Annotated in this window: 16 protein-coding genes and 1 tRNA gene; 4 read left to right on the top strand and 13 right to left on the bottom strand. The window is 64.9% G+C overall.

Annotated features, from left to right (window positions below; all coding sequences use genetic code 11):
* Positions 1 to 12 precede the first annotated feature (12 nt).
* Positions 13 to 1,290, bottom strand: coding sequence for a cysteine--1-D-myo-inosityl 2-amino-2-deoxy-alpha-D-glucopyranoside ligase (gene mshC / locus B5520_RS05825; protein WP_079596125.1), 1,278 nt, complete (start codon positions 1,288 to 1,290; stop codon positions 13 to 15).
* Positions 1,291 to 1,305: 15 nt separating this feature from the next.
* Positions 1,306 to 2,139 carry an undecaprenyl-diphosphate phosphatase gene (locus B5520_RS05820; RefSeq protein WP_079596124.1) on the bottom strand — a complete coding sequence of 278 codons (834 nt, stop codon included), beginning with the start codon at positions 2,137 to 2,139 and terminating at the stop codon, positions 1,306 to 1,308.
* A 52-nt stretch (positions 2,140 to 2,191) separates the two neighbouring features.
* On the opposite strand from B5520_RS05820, the gene B5520_RS05815 reads away from it, so the two are divergent.
* Positions 2,192 to 3,127 (top strand): aldo/keto reductase, encoded by a 936-nt coding sequence (locus B5520_RS05815; protein WP_079596123.1) that lies wholly within the window; start codon positions 2,192 to 2,194, stop codon positions 3,125 to 3,127.
* Positions 3,128 to 3,137: 10 nt separating this feature from the next.
* Here the strand turns inward: B5520_RS05815 and B5520_RS05810 are convergent, their stop codons facing one another.
* Complete coding sequence (locus B5520_RS05810; RefSeq protein WP_079596122.1) at positions 3,138 to 3,404, bottom strand: hypothetical protein; 267 nt, start codon at positions 3,402 to 3,404, stop codon at positions 3,138 to 3,140.
* A gap of 39 nt (positions 3,405 to 3,443) precedes the next feature.
* Here B5520_RS05810 and B5520_RS05805 point away from each other — a divergent pair, with 39 nt between their 5' ends.
* On the top strand, positions 3,444 to 3,677 hold the full coding sequence (locus B5520_RS05805; RefSeq protein ID WP_013600973.1) for a DUF5703 family protein: 234 nt from the start codon (positions 3,444 to 3,446) through the stop codon (positions 3,675 to 3,677).
* A 78-nt stretch (positions 3,678 to 3,755) separates the two neighbouring features.
* Here B5520_RS05805 and B5520_RS05800 read toward each other — a convergent pair whose 3' ends face one another.
* Entirely contained in the window at positions 3,756 to 4,916 is a 1,161-nt protein-coding gene (locus B5520_RS05800) for an acyl-CoA dehydrogenase family protein (RefSeq protein WP_079596121.1), read from the bottom strand.
* Positions 4,917 to 4,927: 11 nt separating this feature from the next.
* Complete coding sequence (locus tag B5520_RS05795; protein ID WP_079596120.1) at positions 4,928 to 6,232, bottom strand: M20/M25/M40 family metallo-hydrolase; 1,305 nt, start codon at positions 6,230 to 6,232, stop codon at positions 4,928 to 4,930.
* A gap of 170 nt (positions 6,233 to 6,402) precedes the next feature.
* Between B5520_RS05795 and B5520_RS05790 the strand changes: the two genes are divergently transcribed.
* A tRNA-Leu gene (locus B5520_RS05790) sits at positions 6,403 to 6,485 on the top strand.
* Between the two features lie 111 nt (positions 6,486 to 6,596).
* Here the strand turns inward: B5520_RS05790 and B5520_RS22985 are convergent.
* The 6 genes from B5520_RS22985 to B5520_RS05765 all read right to left on the bottom strand — a co-directional run bounded on the left by B5520_RS22985 (position 6,597) and on the right by B5520_RS05765 (position 10,199).
* A complete protein-coding gene (locus B5520_RS22985) occupies positions 6,597 to 7,085 on the bottom strand; it encodes a phosphotransferase family protein (RefSeq protein ID WP_254865483.1) in 489 nt (162 codons plus the stop codon).
* Positions 7,079 to 7,450, bottom strand: coding sequence for a hypothetical protein (locus B5520_RS22980; RefSeq protein WP_254865482.1), 372 nt, complete (start codon positions 7,448 to 7,450; stop codon positions 7,079 to 7,081). The genes B5520_RS22985 and B5520_RS22980 overlap by 7 nt, the downstream gene beginning before the upstream one ends.
* Before the next feature lie 91 nt (positions 7,451 to 7,541).
* Positions 7,542 to 8,447, bottom strand: coding sequence for a DNA/RNA non-specific endonuclease (locus B5520_RS05780; protein WP_079596404.1), 906 nt, complete (start codon positions 8,445 to 8,447; stop codon positions 7,542 to 7,544).
* 245 nt (positions 8,448 to 8,692) lie between these two features.
* Entirely contained in the window at positions 8,693 to 8,923 is a 231-nt protein-coding gene (locus B5520_RS05775) for a helix-turn-helix domain-containing protein (RefSeq protein WP_079596119.1), read from the bottom strand.
* On the bottom strand, positions 8,923 to 9,558 hold the full coding sequence (locus B5520_RS05770; RefSeq protein WP_079596118.1) for a hypothetical protein: 636 nt from the start codon (positions 9,556 to 9,558) through the stop codon (positions 8,923 to 8,925). Before B5520_RS05770 ends, B5520_RS05775 begins: the two co-directional genes overlap by 1 nt.
* 143 nt (positions 9,559 to 9,701) lie before the next feature.
* Positions 9,702 to 10,199, bottom strand: a complete 498-nt coding sequence (locus B5520_RS05765) for a DUF805 domain-containing protein (RefSeq protein WP_176156794.1) — start codon at positions 10,197 to 10,199, stop codon at positions 9,702 to 9,704.
* A 149-nt stretch (positions 10,200 to 10,348) separates the two neighbouring features.
* Between B5520_RS05765 and B5520_RS05760 the strand changes: the two genes are divergently transcribed.
* A complete protein-coding gene (locus B5520_RS05760) occupies positions 10,349 to 11,017 on the top strand; it encodes an SGNH/GDSL hydrolase family protein (protein ID WP_079596116.1) in 669 nt (222 codons plus the stop codon).
* Positions 11,018 to 11,300: 283 nt separating this feature from the next.
* On the opposite strand, the gene B5520_RS05750 is transcribed toward B5520_RS05760, so the two are convergent.
* The gene (locus B5520_RS05750; RefSeq protein ID WP_104443439.1) at positions 11,301 to 12,272 is read right to left on the bottom strand and encodes a glycosyltransferase family 9 protein; all 972 of its coding nucleotides are present in this window, start codon (positions 12,270 to 12,272) and stop codon (positions 11,301 to 11,303) included.
* Complete coding sequence (locus B5520_RS05745; RefSeq protein ID WP_079596402.1) at positions 12,269 to 13,414, bottom strand: glycosyltransferase family 9 protein; 1,146 nt, start codon at positions 13,412 to 13,414, stop codon at positions 12,269 to 12,271. Before B5520_RS05745 ends, B5520_RS05750 begins: the two co-directional genes overlap by 4 nt.
* Positions 13,415 to 13,484: the final 70 nt, after the last annotated feature.

Genomic DNA, 13,484 nt, shown 5'->3' with positions numbered 1-13,484 from the left:
GGAACGGAAAGGTCAGAGGCGGATGCCCAGGAGCGCGTCCACCGCGTCCTTGACCAAGGCCTGGTCCTCGGCGCTGGCGGCAGCGCCGCCGTCGTTCGCCTGCCGTGCCCAGCGGGAGACAGCCGCAACCGCCCCGGGAGCGTCGAGGTCCGCGGCAAGCGCCGCCCGCATCTCTGCGATCAGCGGCCCGGCGGAGCCTGCAGGGGTGTGGTCAAGTGCCCGCCGCCATGCCGTGAGGTCAGCCTTGGCGGCCGCGAAACCTTCATCCGTCCAGGACCAGTCGGAGCGGTAATGGTGGGTAAGGATGGCAAGCCGGATAGCGGCGGGATCCTCCCCTGCCGCCCGCAGCTTGGAGACGAGCACCAGGTTGCCCTTGGACTTGCTCATCTTTTCGCCGTCCAGCCCCACCATGCCCGCGTGGGCGTAGTGCCTGGCAAGCGGCACCCCTGCCAGTGAAAACGCGTGCCCGGCGCCCATCTCGTGGTGCGGGAAGATCAGGTCGGAGCCGCCGCCCTGGACGGTGAACGGCGAGGGCAGGTACTTCTGCGCGATGACGGTACATTCGATGTGCCAGCCGGGCCTGCCGGGCCCCAGGCTTCCGCCGGGCCAGCTCGGCTCGCCTTCGCGCTCCACCCGCCACAGCAGCGGATCCAGCGCCTGGCGCTTTCCGGCCCGCCCGGGGTCGCCGCCGCGTTCTGCGAAAAGCTCCAGCATGTCACTTTCGCCCAGCCCGGAAATGCTGCCCAGGGTCCACGCTTCCGGAGAGACGGACTGCTTGCCTGCGGCCTCGACGTCGTAATAGACATCCCCGTCCGGATCACCGTTGCTGCCCTGCACCTTGTAAGCCAACCCGAGGCTGACCAGGCGTTCCACCTCGGGAACGATCAGCCCGATGGATTCAACGGCACCCACGTAACGGTCCGGGGAAAGGACATTCAGCGCCTCCATGTCCGTGTGGAAGAGCTCAATCTGGCTGGCGGCCAGGTCCTGCCAGTCGACGCCGGTGGCGGAAGCGCGTTCCAGGAGCGGGTCGTCCACGTCTGTCACATTTTGGACGTAGGAGACGTCCTGGCCGGCGTCCCGCCACGCCCTGTTCAGGAGGTCAAATGCCACATAGCTGGCCGCATGGCCCATGTGTGTTGCGTCGTACGGGGTGATCCCGCAGACGTACATGGAGGGCGCCGTTTCGGCCTCCAGCTCCACCACACGGCCTGCCGCGGTGTCGAACAACCGGATGGCAGGCATGTTTCCGGGCAGGGCAGGAACGGGGCGGGAAGTCCAGGATTTCACAGACCAAGCCTAGTGCTAGGCGCTGATGACACCGAAACCGAGAAGCAGGTACAGGGCGAGGCCCAGGAAGATCCGGTACCAGACGAACAGCCGGTAGCTGCGGGTGGACACGAACTTCAGGAACCAGCCGATGATGACGTAGCCCACCACCAGCGCGATGGCGGTGGCCAATGCGGTTTCCGCCAGGCCGTACGGGCCCGTGATGCCGTCCTTGGACACCACCTTGTACAGCTGGAACAGCCCGCTGCCGAACACCGCGGGGATGGCGAGCAGGAAGGAGTAGCGTGCCGCAGCCTCGCGGGTGTAGCCCATGAGGAGGCCGGCTGTGATGGTGCCGCCGGAGCGGGAGACGCCGGGAATCAGGGCCATGGCCTGGGCGAAGCCGTACAGGATGCCGTGCTTGTACGTCAGCATGTTGAGGTCGCGTTTCTGCTTGCCGACGGCATCGGCGACGGCGAGGAACAGGCCGAAGACGATCAGCATGGTGGCCACGATCCACATGCTGCGGAGGACGGACTCGATCTGGTCCTGGAACAGCAGTCCCAGGACGATGATCGGCAGGCTTCCCATGATGACCAGCCAGCCCATCCGGGCGTCAGGATCCTGGCGCGGCACTTTTCCGCTGAGTGAACCGGCCCAGGCCTTGACGATCCGGACGATGTCCCGCCAGAAATAGATCAGCACGGCAGTCTCGGTGCCCAGTTGGGTGATGGCGGTAAAAGCGGCCCCCGGGTCGGCGGCGTTGGGCAGGAATTGCCCCACGATCCGCAGATGCGCACTTGATGAAATCGGAAGAAATTCGGTCAGTCCCTGCACTAGGCCCAGCAGGGCCGCCTCAAACCAGTTCACGCTAAGACCCTACGTCATGGGCAGCAGGGGTTCTGCCCGTAAGCTTGCTGCTATGCAGCAGCGTTACGTCGGCAACAGTGGATTGCGAGTTTCATCCCTCTCACTTGGGACCATGGACTGGGCCGGCGAAACCGATGAACAGGACGCATCGGAACTGCTGCGCACCTTCCTCACCGCGGGCGGCCGGCACGTGGACACCGCTGCCTCATACTCGGACGGGCGTGCCGAGGCGGTGTTGGGTTCCCTGTTGGGAGACGTGGTGGCGCGGACAGAGGTGACCATCTCCACCAAGGCGGGAATGACGACGCCGGATGGCCGGCGCGCCGTCGACACCTCGCGTAACGCGATGCTCACCGGCCTGGATGCGAGCCTTGCCAGGCTCGGGACGGACTACGTGGACATCTGGTTCGCGCAGGCCTGGGACGGCAATGTTCCGCTGGAGGAAACTTTGTCCGCCCTGGAATTCGCCGTCCGGACGGGACGGGCCCGATACGCCGGCGTGTCCAACTTCAACGGCTGGCAAACGGCCAAGGCAGCGGCGATCGCCGGGTTCCCGCTGGTGGCGGCGCAGGCCGAATACTCATTTCTGCAGCGCAAGCCGGAAGCCGAGCTGATCCCGGCGGTGGAGGATGCCGGCCTGGGCCTGATGGCGTGGGGGCCCTTGGGCCGCGGGGTGCTCACCGGAAAGTACCGCGGCAGCATCCCGGCGGGGTCCCGTGGGGCATCCGCGTCCGGGTCCGCCTACGTGTCGCCCTACCTTGACGAGAAGCCTTCGCGGACGGTCGAAGCAGTCTGCATGGCAGCGAAAGGGCTCGGCCGGACCCCGCAGGACGTCTCGCTCAGCTGGCTGCTGTCCCAGCACGGGGTGGCCACCGTGATTGTGGGTCCGCGGACGCCGGTGCAGCTGAAGGAGATACTCGAAGCCCAGCTGACGCCGTTGCCGCCCGAGATTGCCCGAGCGCTGGAGGATGTGTCAGCACCGCAATAGATTCGCGGTCCTATTCCTGGACGATTTCCAGGTCCTCGTCGTCGTCCACTCCGCTTTCTTCGTCCTCTTCATCCTCGTCATCAAAGACCTGAAGCGGCGTCACCTCGTTGTAGGCCTCATAGAGCGCGTCCTCGTACACTTCGAACGCGTCTGCGACGGCAAAAAACGCTGCCTCCACGGAGGGGTCACCATCTCCGCGGCGGTTGGATGCTGCTATAAGGTGTTCTTCCAAAGCGGTGGTCAGGGACTGAAGCGCGACACGCGGATCGATGCTCATGACTTCACGTTAGCCGGAAAAGGACGAAAATGGAGAGCAATGAAGGAACAATTTCTCACCAGCTCGGTCCAGCGGGAACGGGATTATTTGAGGCAGTACGAGTACCTCGTACTGACGGTAAGCCCTGACGATTCACTGCACGAGGCGCGGCGCCGGCTGGTGGAACACTCCGAGTACGGCAAGTGGGAGCTGGAGCGCAGCAAGCTGTATGTGGGCGGCGGACGGCGTTTCTGGCTCCGCCGACGGGTGATGCAGGTCCAGCGGACCGTCTAGGGATTGGCGGTCCAGCGGACCGTCTAGTGGATTGCCTGTCCAGCGGACCGTCTAGGGATTGGCGGTCCAGCGGATCGACTAAGGCTCTAGTGGACCCAGCCAGGCGTTCGCCACGGTGTTGTGGGCCGATTCGTCGTCGGACGGGTGGAACATCCCCGCCAGGACGTCCCGGTAGAGCCTTTCCAGTTCGGATCCCCGGAAGTAGCTCGATCCGCCGCTGACCCGAATGGCCAGGTCCACTACCCGCCGCGCCGTTTCGGTGGCGTTGACTTTCAGTCCCACGAGTTTGGGGAACCACTGCGGGCCGTGGTCCGCCAGTGCGTCGACGTCGGAGGCTACGGTTTTGAGCTGTGGGTACAGGTTGTCCATGGCCATGGCAGCCTCGGCAACCTTCCAGCGGATGTCCGGGTCCTGCGCGTAGCTGCGTCCGTCGTTCTTGAACGAGGTGCGGCGCTTGACGGTTTCGACGCCTACGGCGAGGGCGCGCTCCCCCAGGCCGGTATAGACGGCGGCGAGGAGCGTTTCGAAGCAGGCGAAGATGGCGAAAATCAGGGGATCAGGGTTCGGTCCGACGGGGAGCTGGCGGAAGATCCGTTCCGCCGGGACCCGAACGCCTTCGAGGACCGTTGTGGAGGACTGGCTGGCGCGCATGCCCAGGGTGTCCCAGTCATCGAGGATGCGGCAGCCGGCCGTGTCCCGGGTGATGAACCCGTGAACCAGTTCCCCGTCACCGTCCCTGGCCTCGGGATCCTTCCCGAAGATCCCGAGACGGGTCCAGGCCGGAGACAGGCTTGTGAAGATTTTGGTGCCGGTGAAGGAGTACCCGCCGTCGGGTGAGGGCGTTGCGGTGGTACGGGAGTCGAAGAGCACAGAGTCGTTGCCCGCTTCGGAGTTGCCGAAGGCGAAGATCTCCCCGTTGGCCGCTTCCTCCAGGACGAAGTCCAAGGACTGGTCCCCGCGGGCGCCGAGAACCTGTGCGACGCCGGTCCACACCAGGTGCATGTTGACGGCGAGGGCGGTGGCCGGGGCGGCCGTTGCCAGCCTCCGCTGGCACTGCGCCGCCGCTTCGAGCCCACAGCCCATGCCGCCGTCGGACGTGGGAACAAATAACTTCAGGTAGCCGGCGGCAGCCAACTCCCGAAGGTCCTCATGGAAGAAGGTGTTGTCCCTGTCGTAGCCGGCAGCTCGGCTGCGGATCCGCTCCAGGAGGGAATCCGGGAGCAGCTCTTCGGGGGTCATGCCCGCCCCTGTCAGTAGTTGGTAAGCAGGGTGTTCAGCACCCTGGCGCCGAATTTGAGCGAGTCGGCAGGGACGCGCTCATCGACGCCGTGGAACATTCCGGTGAAGTCCAGTTCGTCCGGCAGCATCAGCGGCGCGAATCCGTAGCCTGTGATCCCGAGCCGGCTGAGTGACTTGTTGTCCGTCCCGCCGGAGAGGGTGTAGGGCAGGACTTTGGCGCCCGGGTCCTCGGAATGGAGTGCGTCGATCATGGAGTCCACCAGGTTGCCGGCGAACGGCACCTCGAGGGAGACATCCTGGTGGACGTAGCTGACGTCCACGCCGGTGCCGGCGAGTTCCCTCACGATCTCGAGGACGTGTTCCTGCTGCCCGGGAAGGGTGCGGCAGTCGATGAGGGCCTCCGCCGATTCGGGGATGACGTTGTGCTTGTAGCCGCCCTTGAGCAGCGTGGGGTTGGTGGTGTTCTGCAGGGTGGCGCCAACGAAACGCGACACCGTGCCCAGCTGGTCCAGCAGGCGGTCCGGATTGTCGGCGTCGAACTCCACTCCCGTGAGTTCCGTCACGCCGTCCAGGAACTGCCGGGTGGTGGGCGTGAGTTCGATGGGCCACTTGTATTCGCCGATGCGGGTCACCGCGGCTGCGAGGCGGGTGACGGCGTTGTCCGTGCTGATCTGGGAGCCGTGGCCCGCCCGGCCGTGGGCCACGAGGCGGAGCCAGGAGATCCCCTTTTCGGCGGTTTGCAGCAGATACGTGCGCTGGCCGCCGATGGTGGCCGAGAAGCCTCCCACCTCCGAGATGGCTTCGGTGGCGCCTTCGAACAGTTCGGGGCGCTTGTCGACGGCGTAGCGGGCTCCGTAGGCGCCGCCGGCTTCCTCGTCAGCGAAGAAAGCGAAGATGATGTCCCGCTTGGGCTTCCTGCCCGAGCGGGCGAAGCTCCGCAGGACGGAGAGGATCATGGCGTCCATGTCCTTCATGTCGACGGCGCCGCGGCCCCAAATGAGGCCGTCCTTCAGTTCAGCGCCGAAGGGGTCCACCGACCACTGGTCGCGGAGGGCGGGCACGACGTCCAGGTGGCCGTGCACCACCAGGGCACTGGCGGAGGGATCCTCGCCGGCCATCCGGGTCACAACATTTGCCCGGCCGGGGGCGGATTCGAAGATTTCCGCCTCCATGCCGACTTCCTCAATCAGTCCGGCAGCGTATTCCGCAGCAGCCCGCTCCCCCGGCCCGGAGCCGTCGCCGTAGTTCGAGGTATCGATCCGGATGAGTTCCTGGCAGATCCGGACAACTTCATCCTCGGGCAGGACGTCAGGCATTGGGAGCTCCTCATTAGGGAATGACTGGTTGGCAGGCGCGAATTCGCTGCCCTCAGCCTACCCACTTGGCCCGATTCGTTGTTCCCGGAAAGTCGTGTTAGAGTTTTTCTCGCTGCTTCGGAGAGGCGCGAAACACTGAAAGGTGTGAACGGTTCCCCGAATTACCACCTGCGCGGGTGGCGGAATGGCAGACGCGCTAGCTTGAGGTGCTAGTCCTCGAAAGGGGGTGGGGGTTCAAGTCCCCCTCCGCGCACAAACGGAAGCCCCGGAAAATCAGTGATTTTCCGGGGCTTTTTTGTGTTTGTCGGCAACCTCCATTGAGGCGTTGCTCACAGTGCGCGTCCCCGGCTGCGGGCTACCCGAACTAAAAGCGCTGCAGTGCCTGGCCGAGCATTTTGTGTCCTTGCGCCTCGAATGCCTCATCCCCTATCCGGTGTGCCCACACGGATGTAGCAATCGCTTCCCGCAGCAGGTCAATTCGCCACACGGGGGCGGAACGGGGATCGTCACCATACCCGTTCAGGAACTCCTCCTCGAGCGCCGGCTTTTTCTGCCACTGCTGCACCGCCAACCGGCAAAGGTCCGTAGCTGCGGGTCGGAAATCGAAGCGGCCGAAGTCTATAGCCCGAAGATTGCCGTTGTTGCTGATCCAGTTCCGCGGCTGCCAGTCTCCGTGGGTGGGAACAACGCGAATGGGCATCGGCTGATACTTCCGCAGGCGTTCACGGGCCTGCTGTTCCACTGCTGGAGAGATCCGATGCTTGCGCTCCAGCCAGCCCGCGGCCTTCGCTGTTGCCCGCGCCTCATAGTGCTCGTCAACCCGGGTCTCCTGGCTGTGAATCAGCCTCAGCAATTCACCTGCTTGAGCATGAATGCCTGGGGACAGTTCATCCTCCGTACCCTCGACAAGTTCCCCCCTTCGAGGTACTGGAGCACCAAGAGGTTGGAGCTTCGGCTTGCGTGCAGCATTTCACCCACCCGGCTCCGGGTGAGGAGCGGACCCGTGTAGGAGCTGTGAGCCGTGATCTCCCTGCCGATGTGATGGTTTCCCGGCCCGGCAGCTTTGATAATCACAGTGGTGCCGGCGGCCTTGACGTGAAGCACGGTTGTGTCGAGTTGCCCCCAGGACATGTCGGCAATAAGCGCCGGGGCGCCGAGCCATCCTTCTGCGAGCCTGGCCTGTTGCTCCGACAACCGCCCGCCATCCCACCGCGCCATCCCCGGAGTTTATCGCGGACCTCACCAACCGGGACCGGCATCGCGACGGGATCGGGCAAGCCGACGAGCGGCGCCGGAAGAACAACCAGGCTTAGGGCACACCTGCGCCCAGCAGGTCGAAATCCAGGTCAAGGTCCTCCGGCGATGCCAGCAGGCGCCAGGTGGAACCGACGCGGACCTCGCCGAGGGTGGCGGCGATCGGCATACGGTCCGCTTCCACGAGTTGCTCCAGCTCCAGGCCGGTGAGTTCTGCGATATCCCGGATCGGCACTTGAAAGGTCCGGAAAGGGCCCAATGGCGGAACGTCGTCTACGGCTCCAGGCCGCGGCACGTCCGGCAGGTCCGCAAGCTCGGGAGACTGGTCCACAACGTACCCGGTGGCTGCGGGATTCCCCTGATGGACGAATACGGCGACCTTGAAGAAGCGCAGGGGAATCTCAACGCCCCGGTAGACCGGATCGATGTCGCTGAAGATCGGTCCCGTAAACACCACCAGTCGCCGGCGGTGGTCAGCCGCGTGCTCCAAAAGATAGGATTCCATGCCCAGCCACAGCTCCAGCCCCTGGTTGAATTTGGCTGCCTGGGGTGCCGCATTGGTGTACTGGAATGTGTCATGGTTCGCCCGGGCAGCCTCAGCCTGGGTATCCCCCCACACCGCGGACGCGCGACGAACCAGGTGCCCGCGGTCAATATCGTTCCGGGCATACACTCTCTCCCCCGTCTGCTGGTCCTCACTCAGCCTGGGATCCATGCGCCACGGGATCCCGGACCTGCCAAGGTCCCTGAGTTTGCCTCCGTCGATCCCGAGTCCTGTGACGGCGGCCAGGCGTTTGTCCGGGCGCATCAGCACCGAGAAGTGCGTGTATGGCAGCAGGACCGACTCCACATTTTTCAACCCCGGCATTGGAATGGTCACGCCTAAGAAGTCCACATCAAAGCCCCGTCGGTCCGAGTAGTCGTTGGCGGTCGCAGACTGGGCTGCCAGAAGTTCATCCATGGCCCGGACCATACCAGCACCATGTGACAGCCAACCGAACAGAGGGCTGCGGTCGATGGAGACGTCCAGCTGTGCAACGAACACGGGTGTTCACAACCGGAACCGACGGCAGGCCAACCCGTTCCCATGCTCGCTCAGCAGGACAACGAGTTGATCTGGACAAGGGTCGGCGGCACTCCGCCTTGCCCGGGGCCGATCACCACCCCTCCCATCAAGCTCCTGATGGATGGCAGCTGAGCGGGCAATCACGGGCGCGGATGCGCGGTGGTCAATAGATCACCTACGTTACAGTCCAGCACCTCACAGATGGCCGTGAGGGTTGAGAACCGGATGGCTTTAGCCCGGTCATTCTTCAGGACGGACAAATTCACCAGGCTGACGCCAACCCGCTTACTCAGCTCAGTCAGGGTCATTCCGCGGTCCGCCAGCAGTTCATCGAGCCGGCAGTGGATGTTCGAGGATTCCTCTGCCGGCATCAGACCAGGCCCTCGATGTCCTTCTGCAGCCGGCCGCCGAACTGGAACACGCCGCCCACAAGCAGCATGGCGGTGCCCAGCATAAACGGGACCGCGCTGAACTCCATCGAGAAATGGGCAGACTCCCCCGGAATCCGCCCATTGGCTCCCGCCAGGTCCGCAAGCAAGCTCCGGCCCAACCCATCGAGGAACTGGGCAATGGCCCCGACGACGATGAGGACAAAACCGCCGGAACCAATGATCCAGCCCGAACGCGGGGTAAACAGGACCTGGCTGCGCAGCCGGTACGCCAGCAGGAACACGATGGCCAGAATTACCAAGACAACCACCTGGTTTAACGCCCCCGCCCACGCCAGCAGCCCTGCCGGGCCGGAGGGAAGCACGGGGAAGGTTACCTCGAGGGCAGTAGCATGCCCGGTTGCCCCCAGGGACAAGCCATCCGCTACCCGGTTATCGGTCGTAACGGGAAGAGTGACAGTGGCCGCTCCGGTAAAGGATCCCAGAATGCTCACTACCGTCCATGTTGTGGTGATGACCGCGGCAGCGGCCACAGAAATCATGACCAGCAGCGCGTCAGTCCCGGACACAATCATCTTCCACCTGGCATCTGTCGCCGCAGGCCTGACCAGTTTCATTTTTCCCCCAGAATTATCGACTACCGTTATTACCGGTAGTCGATAACCTAGTGCCCGGCATGGGCGGAATCAAGCTTCCCGCAACGCCGGCAAACGAGAGGGAGCCCGCCTTGAAAGGCGAGCTCCCTCCTGTAATGCCGGCGTCAGTAGCCGGTGGGCTGATCGAACCGTTGTCCCGCCGGGTTCGACGGCAGGATGGCCATCACCAGAAGAGCCAGGGCGCCAAGGATCGGCACCAGGATCACGAGAACGAGCCAGCCGCTCAGGTTGGCGTCGTGCAGCCGGCGGACCAGCAGCGCGATGGACGGAACAATGACCGCCAGGCCCCACACGATCATCAGGATGCTGCCCACGATTGCACCGGGCCCGGGGACGGCCGTGCCGTTTGCGGCGACCGTAGCGCCGGGGGCTCCGGCCACCGAGGTGATGATGTTGAGGACCACGCCGACAAGGAAAGCGACGAGCGCCCACCACCAGTATTCGCTCCGGCTGGCGCGGCCCGAGAACGTGGCGTACTTCTTGAAGAAGCGGCGCACCGCAACGGGCAGGCTGGCTCCGTAATGCGGAGCCCATAACGGCGGCTCGCCGGCTGCAGGCTGGAAGGACTGTTGCTGCGGACTGGGGTATTGCGGATAGCTCAAGGATTCCCCCCGGAATGTCAAAGTGATGAGACCAGCCCATCCTAGAGCCAGCAGCCCTGAAAAGTCCTTTCGATGGATAAACTTCATCTGAAATTCTTCCCCACGCGCCACCAGTGGCACCGGATCGAGTGCCCGGGCAGTATGGGTACATGGAGGCACCTTTGGCAGTCGAGTCCGGTTCCGGTCACGTTGTGCTGCTCGGCGATTCCATCTTTGACAACGCCGCCTACGTGGGCGCCGATCCCGACGTCGTCACGCAGCTACGCCAGGAACTGCCAGGGTGGCGGTGCAGCTTGGTGGCGGTCGACGGCGACGTCATGACGGGCGTGGAGCGGCAGCTGGCTGCCGTGCCCCGGGATGCAACGCATCTGGTGGTCAGCGTTGGCGGAAACGACGCACTCGGGTACGCGCCATTGCTGCAGGAGCCGGCACCATCGGTGGCAGTGGCCCTCGCCATCCTGGCCAACGCCCAAAAGAGGTTCGGCTCAGAATACGACGCCGTAACTGACGCGCTGATGAATACGGGGCTGCCGGTTGCCGTCTGTACGATCTACGACACTCCCCCGTCAGGGCCGGACCAGGCCATCATCAAGGCGGCCCTGTGCCTCTTCAACGATTCCATCACCAGGGCGGCCTTTTCGCGGGGAGCGGGCCTGATCGATCTCCGGCTCGTCTGCACCGAGGATGGTGACTACGCCAACGCGATAGAGCCGTCGTCCCGGGGAGGGCTGAAGATTGCGCGGGCCATCGCTGCATTCGCAGCAGCGGATCACGGCACCCGTCCACCCATCGTGGTGACAGGCGGCCTGCCGCATTAGCGGCGGAATCGGCATCAGTGCGGCCGCAGCCTCCGTCGGGGACGCCTGCCATGTCCCTCGGGGTGTGAGCCGGCCGCGACAGGCCGGTACTCGACCCTTCGCATCCCGGTGCGGTCCTCCCGCTTCTGCTGCCGACGGGCCTTCCTCTCGGAGCGATCAATGGCAGACAGAATGCTCAGCGTTACCGCTACCCACAGCACCGCAGCCAACAACACCAAGGCAATCTCCATATCAGTGCCCATGCCTCTATTTTAGGCTTTGGGCGCCGCGATGCACCGTGCTGCTAGAACAATCCCAGCTCCCGGACTGCTGCCAGGACGTCCGGCACTTGCACCGCCAGCAACGCAGGATCCGGTTGTCCGGAGAACGTATCCCCCAGCCGCAGTTCGGCCTTCGTCAGGACAACATGGGGTCCCGGCGGTGGTCCCCAAATCTCGGGCGGCGCGGGTCCGAACAGCACCACCGACGGCGTACCGTACGCCGAAGCCAGGTGCGCCGCGCCGGTATCAGCCGAGATCACCAGGCGGGCGGCGGCGATGGTGGCCGCGAACTCCCCCAGTGAAAGGTGACCGGCCAGTACCGCTTCCGGCGGCAGCCCGGCACGGCTGCAGACTTCCACCGCACGCTCCTTTTCCGAATTGCCCCCCGTGAAGACAATGTTGTGGCCGGCGTCAGCCAGCGCGGCGGCAACGGCAGCAAACCGCTCCGCCGGCCAAAGCCGGCTGCCGTACGCCGCCCCCACATGGAGGACCGTGGCGCCCGGAACAGGGCTGGGAACGTGCGGCAGGTTCAGCTGCACATCCAGCGGGTCCGCTTCAATGCCGTGCCACTCCAGGAGCCGGACCCACCGTTCCCGTTCATGGAGTTCACCACGCCAGGGCGGTCCGTCCCGGAACTGGCTCCGATGCCCTATGGTGTGCCGCGCCTGGAGGGCTTCAATCCGCCCCTGGCTCTCGGGACCGCTGCCGTGGAGGTTGACGGCAACGTCCACCACGCCTGGTTCCATGGCGAGCGGCTCGTCGAGGCCGTGGGTGGGCAGCAGTTCATAGCCGCCCACCAGTCCCAGGGCCTCCGATAGCCAACCCTGGGCCGCATACCGGAGCCGGTGCTCCGGGAATGCCCGGCGCAGTGCCTTCAGCGCGGGCACCGCAACCAGCAGATCACCCAGCTTCAGGGCGCGCAGAACCAGGAGCTCGGGCTTCCCGTCGATCACGCTGTTGGTGCCGGCACGCTCCAACGCTTCCCCGCCGCTCATGCATCCTGCTTTGCTGCTCCGGTGGCCACGAGGCTTCGGACGTCCTCGTAAACATCACGCACCTCGATCCCTGCCACAACGGAGTCATCGTGGGGGCAGCGGGGCGCCGTCCAGCCAACCTGGGTGACGTCTATTCCACAGGTTGGGCAGGCAGTCACCCAGGACGCATGGATGCGGTGCAGGCTCCGGCCCAGTGCCCCGGCGTTGATAACATTTCCTGCCCAGAAAATTCCGACCGTGGGCACCCCGAGTGCCTGCGCAAGATGGCGGGGGCCGCTGTCATTGCCCACCACCACGGCCGCATCAGCCAAAAGCGCCACGAGCCCGGACATCTCCAATTTCCCGGCCACGGATTGGACGGCCCCTGATGCCGCAAGTCCGGCAATCCGTTCCGCCAACTCCTGCTCGCTCGTGTCTCCGACAACCATCACCCGGTAGCCGTCCGCCGCGCAGGCGGCGGCAAGTTCAGCGAACCGCTCAGCCGGCCAACGACGGCGGGGATCAGTTGCGCCCGGATGGATCACCACGAGGGGCTGGCTGGCGTCGTTGTCCTTCCCTGCAGGACTGGGCGCCAGTCCCTCAACAGGCTCAAGCCGCGCTTCAAGGTCAACGGGGAAAGCCCCCGCAAATCCCGCCACCTCCACCGCCCGCAGGGGCTCGTGCTGGTAGTAGAGGTAGGGAACGGTCCGTTCCAGGCTGGCGGCGTCCGCTGTCCTGGTGCCCACGGTGTGGCGCGCGCCCAACCGCAGCAGGAACGGGTTTGAATACCGGCCGCCGCCATGAACCTGGACGGCGAGGTCAAACCTGCGTGCGCGCATGTCCTCGAAGAACGTGTCCAGTTCCGCAGGGTCTTCGCTTCCGGGTCGGACACCCTCGGAAAACGGCAGGACGCACACTTCGTCCACCGGGCTCCTAACGGCCGCGAGCAGTGCCCTATGTATAGGAGTACCCAGGAGTGTTATGTCCGCTCCGGGATAGGCAGCCTTGAGGGCGGCCATCGCCGGGATGGCGAAAATCAGGTCACCGAGCCCGCCGCCGCGCAGCACAACGATCCTGGACACGTCATCGAACTTTTCCAGCACCGGCCCCACACCTGTGCCAACCTGCCCGGCACCGCCGAACTCCGCAGTGAGCTGCTCCACAAACGCCCCTTCGATTCGGGCGGAGACCGCGTCGCTGTGCCGCGCCCTCCGCTGCTCGTGCGGCCACAAT

Origin of the sequence: Arthrobacter sp. P2b (assembly GCF_900168295.1) — a bacterium.
Classification (GTDB): Bacteria; Actinomycetota; Actinomycetes; order Actinomycetales; family Micrococcaceae; genus Arthrobacter.
This window is presented reverse-complemented; position numbering and strand designations above follow the sequence as displayed.

Excerpts from the sequence above, each read along its gene's own strand:
- B5520_RS05815 (WP_079596123.1), top strand. The coding sequence starts at position 2,192 with ATGCAGCAGCGTTACGTCGGCAACAGTGGATTGCGAGTTTCATCCCTC.
- B5520_RS05810 (WP_079596122.1), bottom strand. The coding sequence starts at position 3,404 with ATGAGCATCGATCCGCGTGTCGCGCTTCAGTCCCTGACCACCGCTTTG.
- B5520_RS05805 (WP_013600973.1), top strand. The coding sequence starts at position 3,444 with ATGAAGGAACAATTTCTCACCAGCTCGGTCCAGCGGGAACGGGATTAT.
- B5520_RS05800 (WP_079596121.1), bottom strand. The coding sequence starts at position 4,916 with ATGACCCCCGAAGAGCTGCTCCCGGATTCCCTCCTGGAGCGGATCCGC.
- B5520_RS05795 (WP_079596120.1), bottom strand. The coding sequence starts at position 6,232 with ATGCCTGACGTCCTGCCCGAGGATGAAGTTGTCCGGATCTGCCAGGAA.
- B5520_RS22980 (WP_254865482.1), bottom strand. The coding sequence starts at position 7,450 with ATGGCGCGGTGGGATGGCGGGCGGTTGTCGGAGCAACAGGCCAGGCTC.
- B5520_RS05780 (WP_079596404.1), bottom strand. The coding sequence starts at position 8,447 with ATGGATGAACTTCTGGCAGCCCAGTCTGCGACCGCCAACGACTACTCG.
- B5520_RS05775 (WP_079596119.1), bottom strand. The coding sequence starts at position 8,923 with ATGCCGGCAGAGGAATCCTCGAACATCCACTGCCGGCTCGATGAACTG.
- B5520_RS05770 (WP_079596118.1), bottom strand. The coding sequence starts at position 9,558 with ATGAAACTGGTCAGGCCTGCGGCGACAGATGCCAGGTGGAAGATGATT.
- B5520_RS05760 (WP_079596116.1), top strand. The coding sequence starts at position 10,349 with ATGGAGGCACCTTTGGCAGTCGAGTCCGGTTCCGGTCACGTTGTGCTG.
- B5520_RS05750 (WP_104443439.1), bottom strand. The coding sequence starts at position 12,272 with ATGAGCGGCGGGGAAGCGTTGGAGCGTGCCGGCACCAACAGCGTGATC.